Annotated in this window: 23 protein-coding genes, 1 pseudogene and 1 riboswitch; of the genes and pseudogenes, 11 read left to right on the forward strand and 13 right to left on the reverse strand. The window is 59.5% G+C overall.

What is annotated here, in order from left to right; translation table 11 throughout:
• Positions 1-139 precede the first annotated feature (139 nt).
• Together AC5ZFO_RS39940 and AC5ZFO_RS39945 are read left to right on the forward strand one after the other, a co-directional pair.
• Complete coding sequence (locus AC5ZFO_RS39940; protein ID WP_496123549.1) at positions 140-325, forward strand: hypothetical protein; 186 nt, start codon at positions 140-142, stop codon at positions 323-325.
• A 147-nt stretch (positions 326-472) separates the two neighbouring features.
• Entirely contained in the window at positions 473-778 is a 306-nt protein-coding gene (locus AC5ZFO_RS39945; protein ID WP_496123550.1) for a hypothetical protein, read from the forward strand.
• Positions 779-796: 18 nt separating this feature from the next.
• Here the strand turns inward: AC5ZFO_RS39945 and AC5ZFO_RS39950 are convergent, their stop codons facing one another.
• The 4 genes from AC5ZFO_RS39950 to AC5ZFO_RS39965 form a co-directional block, all read right to left on the reverse strand.
• Positions 797-1684: an autotransporter outer membrane beta-barrel domain-containing protein gene (locus AC5ZFO_RS39950; protein ID WP_496123551.1), complete on the reverse strand. Its 888-nt coding sequence runs from the start codon at positions 1682-1684 to the stop codon at positions 797-799.
• Entirely contained in the window at positions 1635-3383 is a 1749-nt protein-coding gene (locus AC5ZFO_RS39955) for an autotransporter-associated beta strand repeat-containing protein (protein WP_496123552.1), read from the reverse strand. The genes AC5ZFO_RS39950 and AC5ZFO_RS39955 overlap by 50 nt, the downstream gene beginning before the upstream one ends.
• Before the next feature lie 381 nt (positions 3384-3764).
• Positions 3765-4439, reverse strand: coding sequence for a hypothetical protein (locus tag AC5ZFO_RS39960; RefSeq protein WP_496123553.1), 675 nt, complete (start codon positions 4437-4439; stop codon positions 3765-3767).
• A 273-nt stretch (positions 4440-4712) separates the two neighbouring features.
• Positions 4713-6017: a DUF2254 domain-containing protein gene (locus AC5ZFO_RS39965; protein ID WP_496123554.1), complete on the reverse strand. Its 1305-nt coding sequence runs from the start codon at positions 6015-6017 to the stop codon at positions 4713-4715.
• Positions 6018-6314: 297 nt separating this feature from the next.
• Between AC5ZFO_RS39965 and AC5ZFO_RS39970 the strand changes: the two genes are divergently transcribed.
• The 4 genes from AC5ZFO_RS39970 (at position 6315) to AC5ZFO_RS39985 (ending at position 8913) form a co-directional block, all read left to right on the forward strand.
• The gene (locus tag AC5ZFO_RS39970) at positions 6315-6716 is read left to right on the forward strand and encodes a DUF1622 domain-containing protein (protein WP_496123555.1); all 402 of its coding nucleotides are present in this window, start codon (positions 6315-6317) and stop codon (positions 6714-6716) included.
• Positions 6717-7185: 469 nt separating this feature from the next.
• Positions 7186-7380 carry a hypothetical protein gene (locus AC5ZFO_RS39975; RefSeq protein WP_166101111.1) on the forward strand — a complete coding sequence of 65 codons (195 nt, stop codon included), beginning with the start codon at positions 7186-7188 and terminating at the stop codon, positions 7378-7380.
• 417 nt (positions 7381-7797) lie between these two features.
• Entirely contained in the window at positions 7798-8466 is a 669-nt protein-coding gene (locus tag AC5ZFO_RS39980; protein ID WP_496123556.1) for a response regulator transcription factor, read from the forward strand.
• A 255-nt stretch (positions 8467-8721) separates the two neighbouring features.
• Positions 8722-8913 (forward strand): hypothetical protein, encoded by a 192-nt coding sequence (locus AC5ZFO_RS39985; RefSeq protein WP_496123557.1) that lies wholly within the window; start codon positions 8722-8724, stop codon positions 8911-8913.
• A 211-nt stretch (positions 8914-9124) separates the two neighbouring features.
• On the opposite strand, the gene AC5ZFO_RS39990 is transcribed toward AC5ZFO_RS39985, so the two are convergent.
• Complete coding sequence (locus tag AC5ZFO_RS39990) at positions 9125-9424, reverse strand: LuxR C-terminal-related transcriptional regulator (protein WP_496123558.1); 300 nt, start codon at positions 9422-9424, stop codon at positions 9125-9127.
• A gap of 118 nt (positions 9425-9542) precedes the next feature.
• Here AC5ZFO_RS39990 and AC5ZFO_RS39995 point away from each other — a divergent pair, with 118 nt between their 5' ends.
• The gene (locus tag AC5ZFO_RS39995) at positions 9543-9776 is read left to right on the forward strand and encodes a hypothetical protein (RefSeq protein ID WP_496123559.1); all 234 of its coding nucleotides are present in this window, start codon (positions 9543-9545) and stop codon (positions 9774-9776) included.
• Between the two features lie 410 nt (positions 9777-10186).
• Here AC5ZFO_RS39995 and AC5ZFO_RS40000 read toward each other — a convergent pair whose 3' ends face one another.
• The gene (locus tag AC5ZFO_RS40000; RefSeq protein ID WP_496123560.1) at positions 10187-10393 is read right to left on the reverse strand and encodes a hypothetical protein; all 207 of its coding nucleotides are present in this window, start codon (positions 10391-10393) and stop codon (positions 10187-10189) included.
• A gap of 169 nt (positions 10394-10562) precedes the next feature.
• Here AC5ZFO_RS40000 and AC5ZFO_RS40005 point away from each other — a divergent pair, with 169 nt between their 5' ends.
• Positions 10563-10748, forward strand: a complete 186-nt coding sequence (locus AC5ZFO_RS40005) for a hypothetical protein (protein ID WP_496123561.1) — start codon at positions 10563-10565, stop codon at positions 10746-10748.
• Positions 10749-11509: 761 nt separating this feature from the next.
• On the opposite strand, the gene AC5ZFO_RS40010 is transcribed toward AC5ZFO_RS40005, so the two are convergent.
• The 3 genes from AC5ZFO_RS40010 to AC5ZFO_RS40020 all read right to left on the reverse strand — a co-directional run bounded on the left by AC5ZFO_RS40010 (position 11510) and on the right by AC5ZFO_RS40020 (position 14575).
• Positions 11510-12019, reverse strand: a complete 510-nt coding sequence (locus tag AC5ZFO_RS40010; RefSeq protein WP_496123562.1) for a septal ring lytic transglycosylase RlpA family protein — start codon at positions 12017-12019, stop codon at positions 11510-11512.
• 406 nt (positions 12020-12425) lie between these two features.
• Positions 12426-14012, reverse strand: coding sequence for a DUF3300 domain-containing protein (locus AC5ZFO_RS40015; RefSeq protein ID WP_496123563.1), 1587 nt, complete (start codon positions 14010-14012; stop codon positions 12426-12428).
• Between the two features lie 59 nt (positions 14013-14071).
• The gene (locus AC5ZFO_RS40020) at positions 14072-14575 is read right to left on the reverse strand and encodes a Spy/CpxP family protein refolding chaperone (protein WP_496123564.1); all 504 of its coding nucleotides are present in this window, start codon (positions 14573-14575) and stop codon (positions 14072-14074) included.
• 145 nt (positions 14576-14720) lie between these two features.
• On the opposite strand from AC5ZFO_RS40020, the gene AC5ZFO_RS40025 reads away from it, so the two are divergent.
• Complete coding sequence (locus AC5ZFO_RS40025; protein WP_496123565.1) at positions 14721-15845, forward strand: ABC transporter substrate-binding protein; 1125 nt, start codon at positions 14721-14723, stop codon at positions 15843-15845.
• A gap of 408 nt (positions 15846-16253) precedes the next feature.
• Here the strand turns inward: AC5ZFO_RS40025 and AC5ZFO_RS40030 are convergent, their stop codons facing one another.
• The 4 genes and pseudogenes from AC5ZFO_RS40030 to AC5ZFO_RS40045 form a co-directional block, all read right to left on the reverse strand.
• The gene (locus tag AC5ZFO_RS40030; protein WP_496123566.1) at positions 16254-16943 is read right to left on the reverse strand and encodes a hypothetical protein; all 690 of its coding nucleotides are present in this window, start codon (positions 16941-16943) and stop codon (positions 16254-16256) included.
• A 106-nt stretch (positions 16944-17049) separates the two neighbouring features.
• Complete coding sequence (locus AC5ZFO_RS40035) at positions 17050-17241, reverse strand: hypothetical protein (RefSeq protein WP_028154154.1); 192 nt, start codon at positions 17239-17241, stop codon at positions 17050-17052.
• A 137-nt stretch (positions 17242-17378) separates the two neighbouring features.
• Positions 17379-17591 (reverse strand): annotated as a pseudogene (locus AC5ZFO_RS40040) (protein-S-isoprenylcysteine O-methyltransferase); the annotation flags it as partial.
• 301 nt (positions 17592-17892) lie between these two features.
• The gene (locus AC5ZFO_RS40045) at positions 17893-19023 is read right to left on the reverse strand and encodes a lysozyme family protein (RefSeq protein WP_496123567.1); all 1131 of its coding nucleotides are present in this window, start codon (positions 19021-19023) and stop codon (positions 17893-17895) included.
• A gap of 357 nt (positions 19024-19380) precedes the next feature.
• Between AC5ZFO_RS40045 and AC5ZFO_RS40050 the strand changes: the two genes are divergently transcribed.
• Both AC5ZFO_RS40050 and AC5ZFO_RS40055 read left to right on the forward strand, forming a co-directional pair.
• Positions 19381-20541, forward strand: coding sequence for a L,D-transpeptidase (locus AC5ZFO_RS40050; protein ID WP_496123568.1), 1161 nt, complete (start codon positions 19381-19383; stop codon positions 20539-20541).
• Positions 20542-21301: 760 nt separating this feature from the next.
• Positions 21302-21401: riboswitch (SAM-I-IV-variant riboswitch) on the forward strand.
• A gap of 37 nt (positions 21402-21438) precedes the next feature.
• A complete protein-coding gene (locus AC5ZFO_RS40055) occupies positions 21439-22053 on the forward strand; it encodes a hypothetical protein (RefSeq protein WP_496123569.1) in 615 nt (204 codons plus the stop codon).
• Positions 22054-22329 lie beyond the last annotated feature (276 nt).

Raw genomic sequence — 22329 nt, forward strand, 5'->3', positions numbered from 1 at the left:
CTTAAGATGGGCGCAAGACCCGTCCGTGGACCTGCAGCATGCGGCCATGGATGCTTTATGCGAGGGTTTGCGAGGTTCCGGAATTGCCATTATTTTTTCCATGATTTGAGGCGACGTCTGACCGAGGGAGAGCCGGCAGATGAGAGTTCGCGAACTGGTGCAAGCTCTGCAATCGCTTCCCGATCAGGACGCTACGGTGGTTATTGGTGAAGGCACCGAACCCGAGGTGTGGCTTATCGTATCGGGCTTAACGCCGCGCCGGATTATGCGTTTGGACGATGACCAGGCAAAGCCTGGGAACGAGACGGCAGTTGAAATTGTATAGCCAGCCCCCGCATTGCCTCAATTCGCAAATGATTGGCTCGGAAAGACAAGACATATCGAGACTAGTCGCTTAGGCGGCTTCTCCGCGCGTTCCAAGGAACTTCCGATTTTGCGGCGGTTTCCTCGGCTTCATCGAGAGGGGGACGTTTTGAAGGACATGATCGATCACTGGTACAAGTTTCGGTCGGACTCCGTTGAGTGTGCGACGATCAGTGATGGGGCAACCGATAAGGTAAAGCGCGAACTATTCGCGAAGCTCGCTGACCAACTCAACATCCTGGCGAACGAAGTCGAGCGCGCAATGAGTGCGAAGGCGAGCGGCATCGGAAAGGATCGCGCTGAGAAGCCGATCTCTTCAATGATGCTGGGCCGCTCTAGCAACCCGGCGGTCGCAAGACCATCCAGGGCCGGAGCGAGGTCAGCTAAGGGGCCAGAAGCTGAAGTCGCTGCCTGAGAAACGGTGAGGCCGTTGTTACCAGCTGTAGCGAAGCATTCCGGTGCCAGCGTAGGTGGATGAGTGCGAGGCGAAATCGCCGTCGAACTTGGCGAGCAGGCTGATGCCGTTCGCGAACCGAAGCTCCGCACCCACCGACGCGAGCGCACTGTCTTTCGCCGGGACCGCCCCGTTGACGATGAAGCTCGCCCCCGGCAGCGCCTGGAACACCGGCATGAGGGTGGGATCACTCACCCAGTCATGCGCCCACGCAAGCCGCCCGCGCAACGTCAGCACGGCGTTGGAATAAAGCGCGAGCGCCCGGTCGAAGCGCGCACCAAGCTCGCTTCTGGCGTCGGTCGCATCGCGCGAACCAAACGCGAGGGCAAACCCGTTGGGAATGGTGCCGGTCTCGCTGTAGCTCGGCGTGTGGAAGCTCTGCGCCTGGATCGCCGCGTACGGCGCAACTCCGACATACGGCGTCTCGAAGTGATAGCCGCCTTCCAGTCGTCCCCCGTAGCTCTGCGCGTTGAAGTCAGCCGTCAGATGGTCGCCGCCAAAAGCGAAGCGGTCGGTTGACATCCAGTGATTGGTGAAGGCGAAGTCAGCGGCGAGATAGGCCGCGCCCCAGCGGGTCGCACCGTAGACGCCAGCCTGGACGGCATCGCTTCTGCCACCGCCAAGCCCCTGCGACAGGCTCCAATTGGTGCCGCCACCGGCGATCGCAAAGCCCACTACGGAATTGGGCGCAAGGCGGTAGTCGAAGCCGCCCGCGAACCCTGCGGTGCGGGCCGACAGATCATGGCTGCCGATCACGGGATCGCCGCTGGTCTTGTTGCCCCCGCCATAGCCGCCGCCCCAAACCGTCCAGCGCGGCTCATAGATCGGCGCCGGCGCCGGGGGGGGCCTTGGTGTACATCGAGGCATACGCGCCGGCCGGCCCCGACCGCCGCGGCTCGCATTCGGGCCTGAAGTCGGGCCCCGGCTGGTCAGTGCGGCCAACGCCGCAACGGCCATCGACGAAGGGATCGAGCATCAGGTTGAGAAACTGGCTGCCGAGCTGGAAAGCCACTGTCTGGGCGCCGGTCGCAGCCTCGCCGGAAATCTGATCGAGGGCAGTGGTGAGATTGCTGCCGGCGAGGCCAAAGAGCGGCACGAAAGCCGGCGGCAGCGCGCCGCCGTTGTTGAAGAAGTTGTCGATCGCGCGGCCCACGTTGAGCTGGTTGCCGGTGAAGGTCGGCGGGGGCGGGGGCAGTGTCGGTCCACCCGGTATGGGTGGGATGATAGGTTGTGGCGGGTTGGTATCGGGAACGAGCTGGGCCTTCAGGTTAAGTATTACGTCGTTGCCGACGTAGGCCAGTCGCGCCCCGAAGCCGGCCGGCAAGCCGGGGGTGGCGAGCGCGTCGAAGGTTGTGCCGTTGAGGCCGCCGGCGGCCGTCAAAATGGTGTATTGGCGCGAGACATAACTCCCAGGTGCAAAAACGGCCCCCACTGTCCCCGCGAGCGAAGCGGTGCCGGTTACATTGGTGGTCGACGCGGTCGAGGGGTTTACCTGCACGATGTAGAACGCGCCGGATTGAAACGCGAGGCTGCCGGCGACGTTTATGCTGCCCGGCGTTCCCACGGGCCCGGGAACGAGAAAGCCGCCGGCGTTAACCATCGTCGGGCCTACAGTGCCGCTACCGTTCAGCACAGCGCCCGAGTTCAGGGTGGTGAGGCTCGATGATGCGATCGAACCATCCACCAACAGCACACCGGCGTTTACCGTCGTTGTGCCGGTGTAGGTATTGGTGCCTGACAGCGTCAACGTGCCGGTGCCCGTCTTGACCAGCGAGCCGCCGGCGCCGAGGATCACACCGCTGACGTTGGTCGATAGATCGTTGCTGCCAACTGTCAGTGTTTTGCCGGGAATTATGTACTGTCCGGCGCCCGCGATCGATCCGGCTGTGATCTGATTGTCGCCGTTTGGCCCCGCCGTGAACTCAAAAGTGACGTTCGCCCCAGCGTTGGTGATCAATTGCGCGTTGCCGCCGGTGCTGTTGCCCGAAAACGTCGTGATACCGTTCGTAGTGATAGTGGCGTCGCCAGCCGTGCTGCTGTTCGTGAAAAGTAACTGAAAGTTGTTCGCGATCGTAGCGTTGCCCGCCGAGCTGCTGCCAGCAAAAGTCAAGCTGCCGCTGTTGGTAATTTGCACGCCGATCCCGGCAAAGTTTTGGATGCCCGCGCCGGTAAATGTCAGGCTGCTCAAGGGAGCAAGACTGAACGAATAGGCCCCCGCTAAGGCATTATTGAAGAGAAATCCGCCGAGGCCGTTTGCGGCAAGGGGGTTGAACGTCAGGTCCTTGGTGTTGGACTGCCCGAAGAACGCGGTCCCGGTCGGCACCGTGCCCGAGTCCCAGTTGCTGGCGCTGTTGAAATTTCCCGAGCCGGGAGTGCGCAGCCAATTCGCATCTTGCGCGTGTGCGGATGTTGCCGCGAGCAGCGCCGCGACTGCCGTCGTGGCCGCCAGATGCGCGCGGACCTCGCCCACGCGCAAACGGCCTGAATATCTTGCCGCGTTTGTCGCGCGAACCTCCTGCGCATTTGTATCGACGTTGGCTCGCCTGATGCTGTCTCCAGAACTCATCGTTCCTCCTTCGAGGAGACGCGACTCCAGTAATGACCAGAAGAAAAGGGTGAAAGCGCAAATCACCGCAATTGTGGCGAACAACAAACGCAATTACAGTTTGTGGCTTGCTGTTGTGAATTTGTCACGAAGCAGACAGCGAAGCTGACCAATTCTGAATTTAGATAGTTCGTTTGCTCTAAGGCACGTGGATACGACCGCTTAGGGGGTCAAAAGCTGACCTCGGCATCTTGCAGGAGCTTTGTCCGTTCACCGCCTAGCAACAGACATCGGGGTGCTCGCGGGGTGGTCAGCTACGGGCTAACAGCCGACATTCTCTGATCTTCGCCGTGGGCCAGTCGCAGCGCGGGCAATCCTAAACGATGATGACCGCAGGGCTGGTCACGAGCTTGACGCTCTCGGCACATTTTTGTCCGTCAGAATGCTGATGCTTACCAACAGCACCCAAATCGGGAACACCAGTAGGCTCCAGTCGAAATAATAGCTGCCAATCAAAAGAGCGGCCGCAACCGCATAACCACCCAGGGCCAACCAGCGCGGTGTGAAGCCAGTATAGACGCCGATCGTCGAGGTCGTGATCATGAAAACGGATGCCGTCTTCACCACGTAGATGTTGATCATTCCGTAGGCCAGACCACGCCCGAAATGGAATGTTGCGGAATTGACCAAGACTTCTGGAGCAGCGTGAAACGCAAGTATGATCGCTCCCACCACGGCAGCAGCCGCAAACAGCATCGCCAGAAGCAAGAGCGCGCTGCCGAGAAATACGGTCGCAAAAAACTGATCCTCGCGCCGCCCAAGCTTGTCCCGAAGTGCGCCGACAAACCAGAGAAAGGCAACTCCTGCAAAGGGTACGAGGTTTAGGGCGACCACGACGTTGGTAGCGCCGGTGTGCAGCCACGCCCCAGTCTCCAGTGGATCGCGCGGCACTGAATGCCGCATCAGCATAAATACCGCAAAAAGCAAGATTGAGAACGCAACCCCGGCTATTGCGGCAGCTCTTGGAGTTCGCAATTGGGCGTGCGTTAGGCCTGGCCGATCGGAAGAAATTTGCATAACAGACCTCCCTTTCTTGAAAAGTAAGTGTGACGATTGCAATGGACAGCCGCAGGTGAGCTACGGCTCGTCAGGTGAACGCTCTTTCGCAGTATCCTGCAATCGCCGCCGCCTCGTTCGACTTGGCGTGCGCCGGCGCCCGGCCACACATTCCGTAGTTAGTCGGACAGACCATCAAGTGCCCAGAGTGCGGCGGTGCCCCTTGTGCCGATATGCGGCGCAAGTACCGACCATCCTAGTTCCTTGATGTCGAGAAAGAGCGGGTCATCGTTGTCACGATGTCGTCCGCCCGATCTGGTCCGCGAGCCGGTCCGGACTCGCCTTGCTCTCCTCCTGGCGATGCGAAAGGCCGAGTCCCTGCCGATCCTCAATGTGGGCGGCGACGCGATCCTGTGGATCGAAGCCGGACCGCTCGATGCTGGAATCGAGATGATCGAGATAGGCACGGACGGGGCTCGCGCGCCCCCTACCAACGCAACCAGCAAGCTCCACCAAGGCTGCGCGCAGACGCCGAATTACCTGAATGGAGGTAGATCCGAACTGCCGGATCTCATCAAACGCTAGCGCAAGGTAATCTTCCCAGGTCGGCATCTGATAGATCACTCTCAGAATACCATCCTCGTCGAACGCACGGCAGGCCTCCAGGTCGCACGTCGCCAAGCGTCTCAGCAGATCTTCGATCTGGTCGATCGCCTGCACCGCGGTCGTCGGATCGTTTATCGCGGGAGAAAGCGCCTTGATGGCGATGTCAACCAATAGCCTCAAGGCATATTTCGGGTCCTGCTCGAATGTCCGTTGCTCACCAAGATGAACGCTTGCCCTCAACTGTTTCTCAACGTCAGCCGGGGCCTTGCCATGAACACGAAGGATCGTGGTCCCCAGGAGCAGGGTGTCGCCCACCGCGCATTCCAAAAGGATGACGCCGTCTATCATGCGCGCGCAAGCGACGAGCCGCTGGATGTCGATCGAAGTGACCGCCTGCGGCGTTTCGCTGTGCCTGACGACGAGATCGAAAGCATCTGACGGATTCTGGCAATGACCTTCGTCCCCCTGACCGCCCCCGGACCGTTGCGGGGACCCATACGTGCTGCGGATAACATCCCTGCCGGTATCTCCGAGGACCTGCAGAACGCGCGTGATTTGAAGGTTGTTGAGGCGTTGAACAAGCTGCGAGAGCATCAGTACGCTCGCCACCAGCATGACCGCGACAATGGTCGCCGAGATCAACGGCACTCCTTCGATACCGGAACGATCGATCCACGCCAGCGTCGCGAGGCTGTACGTGAAGGTCGCGACGAACATGCCCAACGAATGAAACAGCCACCGATCGCGCGCGAACCAAACTACGAGGCGCGGTGAATAAACGATGGCATTGAACTGAACGAGGACAAAGGCAATCGAAAAGACGATGCCGGTCAGCGCCATCATGCCCGATGCAACCGCGGATAGATAGGCCTGCGCTGAGGAGGTCGAAAGGTTGAGGCTGTTGGCGATAAATTTCGCCTCGAGGCGAGGCAGGAGGAAGCCGGCTGTGATGCTCGCAGCTGCATAGATTGTCGGTATCAGCCATGGCTGCATCGGCTTCCTCCCCGGACCTGGCAAGAGCGCGGCCGCTGGCTGCATTCACAGACGGCAAGCGGACTGTCGCAACGCCGCAGTCAACCACCGGGAGGACGCGAATTCGCGCCTTCCTGGCCAGCTTCTATGCGGCGATCCGAGGCTCTTTGATTTCGATCAATGATCGGGGCCGCAACCCGTGGGTCGTTTACGCACTCACAAAGTAGAATCGGTACGAAGAATTTCATGCTGGGGAAGCCATTCCAGGGAAGACGGCGTCTTTGGCGGCCGTACTGACCGCTGCATAGGGGTCGGATCATGAATCACGGCGTCGATTCCTTGCCCTCGTTCGATGCGACGGCCAGCCAATGGATACATCTCGTCGGCGTCGGCATTGAAATCTTTGGCGTTCTCATCATTGTCGCGGGGATCATTTGGTCCAGCCGGTTCGTCTATCGGCGTGAGATCAGGTCTCGCTATGATAGCTACAAAATTAGCATTGGGCGCTCGCTTCTGCTTGGCCTGGAAGTGCTAGTCGCAGCAGACATCGTCAAGACAATTGCAATCGAGCTTACCTTCGCGAGCCTGGGCCTCCTCGCCGGTCTTGTGCTTGTCCGGACGTTCCTGAGCTGGACCCTGGTACTCGAGATCGAGGGCCGTTGGCCCTGGCAGCGAGAACTCGCGCCGGCTGCTGACGCCAGTCCGGCACAAGAGCGTTGAAGCATCGATTTCCCAAACCTGTTGGCAGCTCCCCGAGGGGTGCGCCCAAGTCTGCAATGGGTCAATCGCGTCAGTTTGGGCGATGACTGCGGGCGTCTGCTCCGCCCTCATAAGCCGACATTCGTCTACTGCCCGCTGGTACGTCTCGCACTTGCCAACAGCTCCATCAGTGACGGGCCAAAAATAATCGCTCTCCGGTCCCGGTTATTGCAGTCGCTCGTCATGCCGGGACGGAGCAGACCTCGTGGCCGCCTCGCTGTTGTTAGCGGCTTTGCCGAAAATAAGCATGCTTTCCAAGAACGCATTGGCACAAAGTGCACTAGCCAAACACTGAGGTTCTGCTTGTCTGGGGGCTCGCCTCGCCGATCTTTCTCAGCCCCCAAGCTTCCAAGATTGGCGAGAACGTAGAGGGCCCGAGCGCGGCCATCAACTTCGCCCGAGCCGATGAACGGGGGAATAGTCCAAGACGATGGATGCAGCGGCAGATCGGCAACGCGGTTTGGAGTTGGGTCGCCGATGGGCAGAGCATGCTTCCGCACATGAACTCGCCATCATGGTGAGCGGTTCGTTCGATGATCTCAGCGAAATTCTGCCACCGGACGTATCCGATCAGTTCGTCGGCGGCTTTCGCGAGGGCGTGTTGCACGTCTGGCGCGGCGCTTAGGACCTCAGCGTGACCCCGGGTATGCGGACCAAGCGCCCTTGCAACCCCCCTCGTTGGCGGTCACGAAGATTAGTCTGGGGGCGTGGCATAGTTCTCGCTGCTTTCATTTTCACGGTTTGCCCACCGAAGCAGCGACTGAAGAGTAGTCCTATCGAAGTTTTTTCATCTCACGTCGTGCGGGGGCAAAACATGTATGCACGCCATCCGACATAGCCCCGTACAATCACGGTGCCAAAATCGCAGATGCCCTGTCGGAAATGGTCAGGCCTACCTGCCAGTCGCGTGGGATACGTTGATCGTCATCACCTCGCCGGTTCATCGCGGCGGAGCTTGGACGACATCGATGCTGTACTGGCTCTTTTAGCTGGTCACGGCTGACGTAGGTCTACCAACGACCTTGGGGTTTAGGGGCGTCTCGTGCTGAGGTTTGTATATGTTGTCGATGACGATAGTGCCTTCCGAACAGCGCTCGAACGTCGCCTGAAACTCGCCGGGTACGAAGTGGCGACCTACGCGTCGGCCGAGCAGTTGCTGGATCGCTTCCCGGACGAAAGCAAGCCCGGCTGCATTCTTGTCGATGCACGACTACCGGGAATGAGCGGTCGTGAACTCCAAGCTCGATTGGACGAACTCGGTTCGACGTTGCCGATTATATTTCTTACCGGCCGTCCCGACATCCAGACCACGGTGCAGGCCATCAAGGCGGGCGCGGAAGACTTTCTGATCAAGCCGACATTGTCCGACGACCTCTTTCGCGCAATTGATGGTGCGTTCGCACGTTACGAAGTCACGCGTGCCAAAAAGGGTAAGCTGGATGCGGATCGCGCCCGTCTGGCTGCATTGACGCCGCGAGAGCGGCAAGTATTCGAACTTGTAGCTCGGGGCAAGGTCAACAAGCAGATAGCGTACGTGCTGGGCTGTACAGAGCGTACTATCAAGGCGCATCGCTCACGGGTGATGGAGAAAACGCAGGTCCAGTCATTGGCCGAACTCGTGGCACTTGCCGAGCGATTGGGCATCCACCGGACTGACGGCGTTGTCACCCGCCTTACGGCGACTGGATCCCTCGTCATTTCCGAAGACTAAGGTAGCCGGTCGCATAAGCCGCGATGGCACAAGCCACGAGAGCGAGCGCGAACCACACCCAGAGCGGGGTGGCTTTTCGCGGCTGACGTTGCTTCATTGCACCCCCACCCCAGCCCCGAAGAGCCTCATTGAGAGGCGGGGTAGAAGCAAGGGGGCGGGAAGCCGTAGGCTGCCGCGAGGTTGTACCAACGGCCAATTGCTAGCTCGCAAAAGTCGAAAAAGACTAGCAACAGTTCCGCGTGCTGGATGACGGCCATGAAGGTGCGAGAGCTTGTGGAGACGTTGCAAAAGCTTCCTGATCAGGACGCCACAGTCGTCATCGGGGAAGGCCTGTCACCCAATGTCTGGCTCATCGTCGAAGGTGCCATAGTGCGTGGCATTCGAACCAGGAAGGATAATTTAGATTGGGTAGGCCCCGGTAGCGAGCCGGGCGTCGAAATCGTCTAGGGTGCTTGCGCTCTACATAGTCTTTTCTGCCAGCGGCCTTGACGACTCATTCTTACTTGGTCGGCGCTGCCGGGGCTCGCGGTTACGAGGGCCACTCAATAGCTGAATGCGTTGAACGGCCGCAGGAGAGCAGCGAGTTGATCGTGCGAGTGGTAGCTATTGCGGCGGGCGTTTTCACCGTCGCCGCCTGCTCCGTCCTGATCCTCAGCAATTAGGTAATGCCTCGATAGGTCCGCCACTCCGCCAGACGATGGGCCGCCGCCGTAATCTCAGCCTCGGACGCTATCCGAAGTTTGCCGAGGAGACGAACTCGTTGCTCCGCGATCTGCTTGGCAGTTCCACCGAGCTTTGCAGCAATTTCTCTATCCGTCTTCCCGGCCGCGAGACGCCTCAATAATCGTTTCTCGCGGGGTGTCAGAAGGATCTCAGACATCGCCAGGTCATCGCGTGTTGGCCTCACTAGAGTCATTCTGCCGCGATCGTTCATGGAGGCAATACGCCGTGGGAGCATGCACGGCCTGTTAACGGCTCCGCGCCATCATCACCTCGACCAGCGCATCAACACCTAAAACTCACACATTGGGAGCCGTTGCTGACCTCAGCCCGGTGACGGCCTTTCTGGGCTATGCATGGATTATCGCGCGTTCACAAACGACAGCCTCACCATGATGTACGAGAGCGTTCGCGGGGCCTTGGCGTCTGACGATGCGCAGAAGGCCGCCGGGGCGCCCCCTCGCTTCCGGGTTCGGGAAACGGCGGACTGGAAGCAGCACGCAGGCAATCTTGAAGCCGAAATGCTCAATCGGGGAATGTTCTTCGACATCATCGACTGGTCCGAGGATCAGGGACGATTGCCGCTCTGACCTCTCAAGCTGCGCCGCAGAACTCATCGGATAAGCGGCTCCGAAGCCCCGGCGGAAAGTCCCTGCAGCCGCCATCCTGCGATGTCACTGGTCTTTCCGCACCGTTCACAGGTCAAGTGAGGACATCCTAGAGATCGTCCACGCTTCGCATTTTCTTGGGAGGCTTCGCGTGCGCAGCGCGGACAGGCCAGTGCCGCGCGCCAGCATGCCAAGATGGCGAGCAGAAAACCGAAGACGCGATTACCAATCCACTTGATCAATTCCAGTATCCAAAACGACGGTCCCGGACTTGGGGGCTGAGATTGGGGGCCGGGACCGTCATCGAGGCGCGGGGGCGCGGCCCATCCGCGCACTGCTAGTAACGCAGATGACGCTCGCAATAGGCAATTGTCTTCTGGTACAGCCCCGGCTCAGTCGTAGCCGTAAGCCACCCTGACCGGCAGGCCAGTCTCGCGCGAGAGCCGCGCGGTCAGCGCATGCGCCTTGGTGGCGCCGTCCTTGCCCTCGAAGCTTTCGAGCAGGTCGAGCATTTCGCCGCCTGCATCGAGCGCGCAGACGTGGCACGCCTCGTCAACGAGGCGCATCGATGGTGCGGGCTTCTGGTCTATTCGCGTCATTGGCACCTGGATACCTGCGAAGGAATTTCTTTCGCGGACCATGCGAAGGTTCGGTGACGCTCGCAGAGCGGGGACGCGGGCCGTCCGGCCCGGTCAAGGCCAACCCACCGCGCCGCAATAGTTTCACAGTTTTGAGCAACCAATACCTAGACCTGCTGGGGGTCAGAACATGGGGGACATCACCATGACTGACAGTGAGCGCAAAGAACGCGTGGATCGACTTGAGCGCTATCGGGTCCTGGAAGGTGAGACTACTGATCCGCTCGCGGCGTGTTTGCTCCATGACATTGTCGAGGAGCTGGAAGCCGAACTGGAAGCAATAGCTGCAACGGCGGCGTTGATGTTTGGCCGGTAATTCGAACGCTTAGCGCCTCAGCTTCCTAAGTTGAAATTGGCAGTGTCCTAATCTGTTCTCGGACAGCCCCGGTAGGATGTCCATGCTCCAGACTAGGCGGAAAGGGGTGGGCGCTGGCGGTAGCGGCTGGTTTTGCCTATCACAATAAGAGCGCCTCGTTGCACCTTGTACCGATAGACGCCTACGCCAGCCTGTCTCATAAGTGTCATATGAAGAAAGGCGACGTGACCTGCCCCGACTGTTTTGCCGGATATCGGCGGATCGAACTCGAAACCCAGAAGGGGCAGCCCGGGCACTACAAGTGCTTGATCTGCGAACCCGTCCTAGAGGTGTTCGACGGCTCACGGTGAACCCATCACATTTACACCCAGAGCGCACTTAGTAGGGCCGCCTCAGTTGGCGGCCTCTTTCATTTCACAAGTAAAGGTCAGGCGAGCCGTCGCTCAACTTCTCTACGCGACGCGAACCGCTCATCCCGTCCGGCTCGCTGATGCGCCATCACGCAAGCTCGGATGGCCCCCTCAACTTTGGTCCGCCATTCTACTTGATCGTCGCGTGCTTACCGACGTGCCGGAAGCCTTCGGCCCCTTACCCGTTGCCTTGGTGCAGTCTTTCCTCAAACTAGACGCCACGACGATCGTTGACCCGCGCAGGCGCCCCGTCGAGGCGATCGATCAGCACGTGAATATGGCCAACATTGCCCTGCTCCGCCCTTGTCGGGCAATTGGTCAGCAATCGCAATGCCAATGGGCGGCTAGGTACTAGTGGCGACGGTGATGGCGGGGTGCAGGAGCCATCGCCATTGAGGATCCAAACGTTCCCAACGGCCGCATGACGTCCTCCGTCGGCTGGAAGAGCCCTGGCATGACTGTCGCAGCGACGGGGCGTTGACGGCCTCGGCCCACGACCAATGTCCCACCGGATCCCATTTGCACAACCGTGGCGGTCACGTTGCGATGGGTGCAGCGGCAGCCGAGCGCGCTCGCAGCCGCAGGCGTTAAATCAAGGAACGCGCCGGTGAACGGACCGCGATCGGTCACCGTGACTTGGACCGACCGGCCGCCGCTTTGGACCATCAGCACAGTGCCGAAGGGCAGCGTCCGGTGGGCGGCCGTCATTGCAGCGCAGTTGAGTACGCCCCCGGAGGCTGTTCGGCGACCGCAAAGGCGGTCACTCCCGCCATAATAACTCGCGCTCCCGGAGAGACGATGCGCTTCGGCCACGGAAGAGAGCGAGAGAAGGACGATGCCGGTCACGACCATGCGTTTCATGCTGGATCCCTCGGGTATGAAAGCGGTGCTGCGACAGCGTCGCGTCACCGCCAAGTCAAATCGGAGGTCCTACGGAGGGCCCGGCGCAGGACGTCAACAGTCGACCAAGCCCATAGGCACTTGTAACTCTGTTGATCGTCAAAGGTGCCGGAAATGGGGCGAAATAGAATGCGATTTGAGGGCGGGCACGCGGAGGAAGAACCCGAGGCCAACCATCAGCTGTCGGCACCGGCGCCGCACGATCTGTTCAAATTCGAGCAATCAATTTCGGAAGAGGCATCCCGTTTCAAAACTGAAGCAAGGCTGCAGTGGTCTCGGCCTGGAGGCGCAGTAGGCTGCGATCAAGGCGTTCTGCGCAGAGCACGGCTACAGCATCGCTGCCGAGTACCGCGAGGTGGCGCATGGGTCATCTCGGGGCTGTGCTGGTCTTCGGTAACAAACCTCCTGAGGCGGCCCAATCGTCATACGGTCGGAGCTTGAGGCCGAGCCGCTCGTAGTAGACGCGCAGATAGCCGTCGCTGCCGCGAGTGACCGCGTCGGGCCTTACCGTCTGTACCTCCTGCGCGATCAACCCGACGTAGGCCCTATCGCCGCCGTTGTATGCGAAGCGGTAATAACCGAGACCGTTGTCAAGCCGACCGAGGAGCACTACGTCGTGCTTGAGGTTGATATCCGACCTGCGCCCACCACCACGGCCTCCGCCGCCTCGAAACCCTCCTCCGCCGCCACCGCGAAATCCTCCGCCCCCGCGGCCACCGCCGCCTCGGAATGCTGCCGCTCGATGTCCGCCGCCCGTGAACCGCGCTCCACCGCCGCGGCCCGCCGCAGGCCTGACATGGGCGGCTCTGGAAGCCCCGCGGTGCGCCGCGCGACCGCCGGACCTTACGTTCCTGGCCGCCGTCGAGCGGTTACGCGCTTGGCGATTGCCGACCGTTCTGCCGGCGCCGGCCTGCCGATTTCCCCGACCTCGGTCGGCGCGTTGAGCGCGGTCGGCCACATTGGCTCGGTTGGCGCCGGTCCCCAACCGCCGCGCTGCAGCCGCGCCCGCTGCGCCCGCCGCGATCCCCGCGCCGGCGCGTCGGTTGGCGCTGCCAAACCTCTGTTGCAGGTTCGGATTGTTGTAGCGTGCGCCTTGTCGGTGCCTTACGTCGTGCTGCCAGTGCTCGACGCGAGCGCCGCGGTTGATGTCGATAGCTCCGCCGCCCCAGTTGACCCGGCTGCCGCCCCACCATCCGCCGCCGCCCCAGTAGCCGCCGGTAGCCCACCGCCCCAGTGCGTAGGCTGCGCCGAATGCCACCCCGGCCGCGATGATGCCGGTGCCGATGTAGCCGGGATAATCCCAATAGTATGGATAAGCAGGATAGTCAGGGTAAGGCCAATCGCCGAAAACCACCTGAGGTTCGTAGTAGGGAACGTAAATACTGTCAGTCACAGCTGGTTCAATGTAGATGAATCGCCGGTTCTGATCTTCCTTTACTGTTACATTCTGCTCTCTTGTTGTGACCAGCTTCTGCCTGTCGTAGGCTTTGGACCGCAACCGTTGCACAGCATCCATCACGTCCTGTTGCTGCGCGAGAAACGCCTCGCCAAGTTTCTGGGTCCACTCGAGTTGCTCGTTCATCATCTGCAGAACTGACGGCGTCGCGACCAGCGCCTTGACGCTCCCGTCCCAGTCCTGTTTCTCCGCGGCGACCTTGAGGGCGTCTCCATTAAGCCCCTTGTTCTGGTTCATCCAGCGCTCTGCATGCACCACCTCCAGCGGGTAAGTTGATGCCATCAGCACGTTCGACAACAACGTGTCCGGATATAGCGCAATCGGCGCGACCAGCGCATCAAGTTCGGCCGGTTTGAGCGCCGGCTGTACTGTAACCGGCGAGGATGCCGTGCTTGGCGCTTGAGGCGCCTGATCGCTTGTCTGGGCCTGGGAGGGAACGCTGGTAAGCAACAGTCCGATAAAAGCACATATCCAGCATGTCGTTCTAACGCCCAGCATGTTCCGCGTCTCCAGGGTCGCACGTTATCAAAGCACGATGGGCCTCCACACGCGCATCTCTAATCGTCGTCGTTTTCGGGGTCGATCCTGTGCTCGATCACATCTCGCATCCCGCGCATGACGACATATGACGCGAAAGACATCCGTTTTTTCTGATCCTCGCTCAAGGTCTTGTAGAGCGGCTCCCAAGCATCGGCGAGCTTCTTGAGATCAGTCCCGCGCTGAATGAGCCGATCCGCTCTGCGTTGCATAATCTCGACCGGATTGCCTTGTTGGAGGGGATCCATCGCTCCGTCGTGCAATTCGGCTATCCGCTCCAACCGGGCCTGCCGGTTCTTCGCCCTAGCGCGGATGGCGTCCTCGACGGCGGGCCATAATTTTTCCTGGTCGGGCGTCAATTGCAAGGCTGCCTTGATTATGCCGACACGCATATCCGTCAAGCTTTTCATGTCGGTGGCGCTGAGTTGCCCTACTCCGCCGGTCGATGAAGTCTCTGCCGCGTAGGACAGAGATGAAGTTGTCATCAAAAGCGCAATTGCTGCGACGGTTGCTTTCTTTGTCACTGCAAACTCCTGAGGCTCGTATCGCATGCCCCCGAGCAGAACGACGTATGCGGTCAACGGCGGGTTGATCTAAGTCAAAGCGCCGACTGAGAGATATGGACGTGCTTCTGACTGTTCTCAAAATCTTGGACTGTACCAAGGGACAATGTGGCGCGCCGAGCGCAGGGCAACGAAATTCGTCTGGACGGTTGTTCCCCGGCTGCTCGGTTTCCGCGATGTGGACATATTGCCTTGCGAGATTACGAACAACGGACGCAATCTGAGGACGGACATGACGCTCACACGGCGCCATTTTCTGCCGCTCTTTGGCAGCGCCATGGTCTTTCCCCCGGCTTTGGCAGCGGAGCAAGGTGAGAGGTTGCCAGTCGTCGCAGTTTTGACGGGCAATGTAGCATCGGACACCGATGCGGAAAGGCGCATTCGCGCATTCCGGGAAGCTCTTCCTAGATTGGGATGGATTGAAAACCAGAATTATCGGCTGGAGGTGCGTTGGCCCGGGCCAGTGCTTGCAAACCAGGAAGTGTGCGCGCGCGAGCTCGTAGCACTAGAGCCTAAAGTTATCCTGGTTACGAATACGGCGGCTGCTCGAACGTTGCAGCGATTGACGCAGGCCATACCGATCGTTTTCGTCGGGCTGTCCGATCCGGTAGCTACCGGCCTTGTTTCGAGTGTGGCTCGGCCTTCCGGTAACATCACCGGATTCGCGCTCTACGAACATTCGTTCAGCGGCAAATGGCTAAGTCTGCTGAAACGACTTGCCCCGCACCTCAAAGAGGTGAGCGTGTTGTTCAACCCAGAGACTTCGCCCTACGCTGCCTTCTATATTCAGGCCGCGCTCGAAGTGGGAAGTAAGCTCTTCGTTTCGGTAAAAGCTGTTCCTGTGCGCGACCCTGATCAGATCGATCCCGCAATTTTGGGCACTGGTGCAAGCGGGAACGCGGGCCTCATCATTCTACCTGACGGGGGATTTGTCTCTTCAAACAGCGCAAAGATAATTAGTGCTGCCGCGAAACACAGGGTACCCACCATATTCGCCGTCAAGAATTATGTGATGCGCGGTGGGCTCATGTCTTATGGACCAGACTTGACCGCACAATTCCGGGATGGCGCGGGTTACGTGGATCGAATACTGCGAGGCACAAGGCCAAGCGAGCTCCCGGTTCAATTTGCGACGAAGTTCAACCTCGCCATCAATGCGAAGGCGGCCGACGAGCTCGGATTGCCTGTTCCGGAGACGCTCTCACTGGACGCTGAGCTCATCGATGATTGATCCAGTTGGGGCTGCAATCTTCAGCTAATGCCTATGTCGCCTTCGGGTCACACCCGGAAGAACTCGGGCTGAGCATATCAAGTCTGCTTCACCCCCAAGGAGCGGACATCTAGCGGACATGCTGGGTCGACCGCTTGGGGCCAACAGGCGACATCGCCGATCCGCCTTTTGCATTCAATGACCTCGTCGTTTCCATCAACACCTGACGGGCAGGTGAGCCTAACCATCCAGACTCGGTCAAGTGCATTGCACCCTTCGGTGCAAACTGTCTTCTGGCGAGAGATGGGCGTCAACGGTAACATTGCGCACACTGTTGGAGCCGGAAGAGACGAATGATCTCTGCTTGTTGGCTTGCCGTTTGGATCGCGTGCTTCGGCTAGTCATAGCGCCTGAATGAAGATCCCGGGTCTACCGGTCGCCAGCCAATTGCACCGTTTGACGTCCACCGTTTAGCGCTCTGAGTTTGTTTATGTATTCTTCAGGCTTCAACAAATGGAATGGAGCCTTCAAGCCCATAAAACTCGCTATGCGACCGATGAAATTGGTGCAGTTGGTAGTTCCCGCGTTCCACACCGGCGAGGTCGCCTGAAGACGCTTGATGTAAGCAAATACCTTTTTGGCGTCGGCCTCATTCAAGTAGACTCGATAGCTGGCTGTCAAATATTGCTCATCAAGGTCGCCGTAGCTCGCGCCCGTTTCAGAAGGCACAAACATGAGATGTCCCAATACGTACGGCAGCGTGTCACCTGCTGGATGCAAGCCGGCAACTTCGACCGCCCTTTGGCTCGTCTTGCCGTACCAGACAAATGCGTGTCCGTAGGATGCAGCAGTGCGGGCACGAAAATCAACGTAGTAGGGTCCTTTAACTGAAGATACCCGGGCCGGCTTTGCATCCGACGTGGCTGGCGGGCTGCTTGGCGCAGCTGCGGCCGTTTTCGTAGCGGAGTTAATTGAAGCCTTGGGGGCAGTGTCCGGTCGCTGCTGAAGATCAGCGCGCGCCGTGAGTTGCTGTGCACCAGCGCCTCCCACGGAAGCCACAAAGATTGCCATTCCGACAATCAATCGCAGATCGCGGTATTCCCAGATCACTCTTGCCACGCACGCCCCCTCTTGGGCCCAACACAGCCCAAGCAACAACTAGTCCGCTTATCGGAGGTGAACGCCTCCGGCCCCCGACGGGCCGAAGGCGCTTGAATCCGCAGGCTTAACCCTTGGTGACTAACGGAGCCGGCGCCGGAGCCTTGCCGATCGGGTATTTGCCGACTGGAGTTTTGCCGACGGGATATTTACCAATCGGCGCGGTCTGGACGACGGGTTGCGGACGAGGCAGATCCGCGGCAGCTGCCGCTCCCACCAAAGCCAAAGACGCAGCACCCGCAATTACGAATTTCAGCATCAAGTCTCCCCTGAAGTTGCCCACTACCCTTACCGATTCTGAGCCTAGCCGGACGTTCTCCCCACGCAACAAATAGAGGCCCATGAGGGCAGTCGCGCGATCTCTTTTCTGGCAAATGTTGCAGAAGGGGCACGCTTCTAACGGATTGATGGGGAAATCCTGCCGATCCGCGCCATATACTCGCGATAGCTGTCGCCGAACGTCTGCAGCATCATTCGCTCTTCTCTTGCGACGCGGCCAAAGAACAAGATCCCGAAGCCGGCCGCGCCCGCGAAACCGGCAATCCAATTAGGCGGCAATGCCTGGGCGATAGCCCACAGCCAAAATGCCGAATACATCGGGTGCCGAACTCTCACTGCGCGCGCATGGCAAGTCCGTCGATCGGGGCGCGTTGAACTGGCAAGCGAATTGTGTGGCCATGCAGCGGTTTCAGGCCATTTGAGCATTGGGGAGGATGCTATGACCAAAGATGATTTCAGCCAGAGGTGTTTGGAGTCGCTGCCGCAGAGGCTTGCGGTCACCTCGCTAGCGCGCAGCAGGAACGACCCAAGCGCGTCGTTGACGACGTAAAGTGCATCCGCGCGACCAGCGGCAGTGAGGCCCCGCTCGCTCCGCGGGTGCGGCAACTCCTGCCAACTACTCAACGGAAATTTACTGGTGCGCGCGCTCGGTATCGGCGGTGGCGGTGGTCATGTATTTCGAATAGAAATGAGCAACCCGCTCGCGCCACATTCCGACGAACGCCTCCGACGTCAGCTTCTCCACCGATTTCCACGCCTTTTTGACGGCCGGAAGCGTATTGCGCCAGATCGCGCGCCTGCACCATTTTTCGCCCTTCTCCCTGCCTTCGCTGGTGGCGCACATTGATTTCCAGGCGATGCGATTGGGTTGGCTGAGGTGCTCCGCGGCGCCCTCCCAGCCCTGCTGATGGATCAGGTAGAGATCGTTCAAGTCCGGCTCCCTGTGCGTCACCCACTGAAACAGAATGCCTTCGATGATGACCTTGTAGGCCGCCGCAACGGCATTATCGCGAGGACTGAGAATGTCTCCGGAGCCGAATTTGCCGAACTCGTATTTGCTCAACTGGAACAGTCCGATATACGACCCGGTGCGTTGCTTGGGGTCAAAACCGGACTCGACCTTGGCCACCGCCTTCATGAAAGTGAAATCCAGACCGAAAGCGTCGGACGCGCGCTTGATCTCTTCCACCGGCGTTCCGACCGGGATGTCCTTGAACGAACGCAAGACGATCGCAGCCGGCTTCTCGGCAGGCGGCAGTTCGGACCAGACATAACAAATGAGATACCGGAAATCCTGCGGCCCCGAGTTGGAGGAACCGCCGGATGCACCGCACGTTGTCGGCGCCGGTTGGGCGACATCACGGTGGCCCAAGTCCACCGATTCCTGCACAGGCGATAAATCGGCCGACAGCATCTGCGACGGATCGGCCAACGCGACGATCGATTCCGGCTTATCCGATGCCGCCGTCGTGTCGGTGGCCGTCCCTGCCGCGGGTTCGGCCGTCGCCACTTCGGCGCTAGCGACCGTGGCGTTCGCGACAACGGTGTTAGCGACAACGGCGCTGGCCATCGCGATTGCCTGCGGTTTGTCAGCGAGCCTAGCGGTGGCGGCGAGAGATGCTGCGCGGTCCTCGATTGGCACTGCGCGGGCGTTCTCGGTGCCGGCCGAACCGAAGCCGGCCAGCCAGCCAACGATCCACCCCGCGAGAACGACCGTTCCGCAAAACGTTGGCGCCACTATCGCAAATCGCTGCGGGGTCATGATGCCATCGCCTCCATAGGCTCCATCGGAGCCGTGTAGAAAAGCCAAGCATGCGAAGAGGCTCATTCTTGGGATCAATGTGGGTCGCGCAAGGGCGCAAACGGCCGCTCGTCAATTTCTCCAAAACGTGTTGCCCGATTGCAACGCGTCGATCACAAGCAATTGCGCCCGTCTCAACGGCAACTCCCATCGCAAATTGTGAGTACGGTCCAATTTTCGACCCACTGCGACCAGATTTGAAGGAGAGGCTTGCCGCGTTGGTCGGGATGACGCTTCAGGCGTCGGCTTTGCGCATCGTTTCGAAACGATGGAATTGCGCCTATTCGACGGACGATGTTCGCTAAGGGATTACCAGCAATGCAGCGCGCGATAACAACGGCTGTATTCGCCATTTTTATGCTCCCTGCAGGGATCGCACACGCTCAATTTCTGTTTGGAGCCCAACACACGTTCTGGCCTGGCCAATACGCTCCGTACAAACACAAGCACCACCACCGGCAGACAAAATCTGAAACCGCGCCCGAGCCCCTTCCGAAGGGCCCGCTCCAGATCATCATCTCAATTGCAGACCAACGAGTCTCGCTTTTTGACAACGGTGCCCTGATTGCACGCTCTTCGGTGTCCACGGGAATGGAGGGGCATCCTACGCCCCTCGGCGTGTTCAGCGTTATCAGCAAACAACGATGGCACCGTTCAAATATTTATAGCGCCGCCCCCATGCCCTACATGCAACGCATCACCTGGTCGGGGATAGCGTTGCATGCCGGTGTCGTGCCCGGGCATCCGGCGTCACACGGCTGCATCCGCTTGAAAAATGATTTTGCCGTTCGACTCTGGCATCTCACGAAGCGCGGCACGCGCGTGATGATTGCGCACGGTGATGTCCAGCCGGTCGAGATAACCAATCCGCATCTTTTTCAACCGGAAGCCGCGGCCGTTTCGTCGGAATTCCAGACTGCCACCGTCGCAACCAAGAGCATCGGTACAGCCGCAGCAACGCAGGGATCACAGGCGTCAAACGCCGAGACTCCGGAAGCCGCCGGTCTCCAGGTGCCGGGCTCGGTTCCCGCTGCAAGCGCGCCCAAAAAGATCGTCCCAATCTCCATCTTCGTCAGTCGTAAGTTGAGCAAGCTGTTCGTGCGTCAGGGATTCACGCCGTTGTTCGATGTCCCGGTCAAGATCGAAAATCCGGAGGAGCCGCTGGGAACGCACGTGTTTACCGCAATGGAATTCCAGAACGAGGGAACGGCTATTCGATGGACCGTCGTGTCGATGCCGGATGAATTTCGTCGCATCGAGGGTGCGACGAGAGGGCGCGAGGCGCCCGTGAAGCAAACCGCCCTATCGGTACCGTCGCCCGATCAGGCCAACGCTGTCCTCAATCGCATCGAAATACCTCAGGATACGGTTGAGAGGATCTCTAAACTTCTGACGCCGGCCTCTTCATTGATTATTTCCGACAACGGATTTAGCCATGAGACCGGAAAAGACACGGATTTCATCGTGACAACGCATTGATGCGGCGACGCAACCACCAACAAGCGACGCCGCTCCGCAACCCGTTGGAATTGTTCGAGCGCAATTCTCGTGCAAAATTCTTGATGTCCGCACCTAAGCCAAAGCGGCGCAGGTCCGTTCTGGGTCATGAGCTGCTCTCCATAGCGTATGCGACCTGGTCAGCTCCCCCCTGAGAAGCGAACGTGGAGTCTCTATTCGAATGTGGGCTGCTTGAGCGGATTTTGCCCTACTCGGCTGGCTAAAAACCAATGCCACCTTAGCTGGGTCCAAAATCAGGGCTGAACGGCAAAGCAACCGCATCACTTGCCAAAGAGCTGCTTGTACTCGCAGGGTGGCAGTGGACGATTGAGCGTGATGACGATCTTGTCGATCGTATTCCAGTCCGGTCCTCTCTCTACGATTTCGTCGAGCTCCTCCAGCTCCTCGAAAACGATCGTTTGCTACGGCTTGCCATCCAAATAGGTGATCTCCGCCATCCAATGATCATGGACCGACCGTCTTCATTATCGCCTTTGCTCGGTGGGACATCGTATCCATGCTCCGTCGCTTGCATCGCTAGGAGTCTCGCTAAAGATCGAGGCGACATCGCGACTGCACCGATTAGCTCTGAGTAATTGGCACTTCTGAACGATGAGCAGCAGCGGCACTGCGGATGACGACCTGTAGATCATGAGGTCAACGAAGACGCGCGCGTCTCGACGGAGCGTGCTGCCGCCGCGCGTGCACCGATTGACATCCCGCCGCTATGGCGCATAGATTGTTGTTGCATCCTGAGAGGGCCCGACGGCCCCGCCAACCAGCCTTAGACCGGCAACGGTGGCACGACGATGTGGCCCGCATGGGCAACAGTAGGTCGCCAGCCCTCCAGATGCGTGTTGTCGTCTTGGAGGATTTTCTATGCTGCAATCTCGACGTGGATTTCTGATCGGGCTGGGAAGCGTGCTGACCACTGCGTTCGCCGCCGAAGCGCAGGCGTTTGTGCTTAAGACGGCAAAGCCGTTGTTGGTGGAACAATCCGAAGTGCAGCACACGCTATATTGGTATTTGCCCAAAGCCTCTAACACGCCGATGCTGTGTCTCGATGGTTCGCCATTCAGCGTGCTACCGCCGCCAACGTGGCGTGAGTTTATTCGTGCCTTTTGTACGAAAATGTATGCAAGGCCGGCTCGGCCCGAACATATCGATATGTGGCGACGCTATTACGAGGTCGAACCGGATCAGCTCGACATACCGGTGGATCCCGCGGTCTGGCAACGTGAACAGGATATCTACTTGAGCCCGCAGGCTCGAGCCTATGCGTTGCTCCAAAGCATTCATTTCGGCCCTGATCTTGATCGCTCATACCATGGGACCGGTAGCCATCCGCGTCCCCACGTACAGTTCAGGGCAGAACAGGTCGGCAACAATCACCTCACCAGATGGGTCACCGCAAGCGACCTTGTCGCACTGTCGCTGCTGCAAGCCCGCCTGATCGACCTCAACATTCCGATCAAGATCGCCGAGGGCGATTAGCGTGGCGCCAGGAGACACCGCCGACTAAGGCCCTTCCCACGGCGGCGATTAACGCTGCTGGCACTCAGGCTCCATGGCCGGCGGTGTCTATTCGAGGCATAGCGATCAAAGGAAACCGGGGCAAGACTGTCGAAACAGCGGCCGGAAGCTTCTGGTGAGTCAAATTGACTCACCCTGGGTGGCGACAGCAGTTCACAAATGGAAAATTTTGTCGCGGTGCATTGCGATCGTGCTGGCGTCATCGTTCGGGGGCTACCAGGGGGCGACCGGCACCTG

This window comes from Bradyrhizobium sp. Unk1 (genome assembly GCF_059512345.1).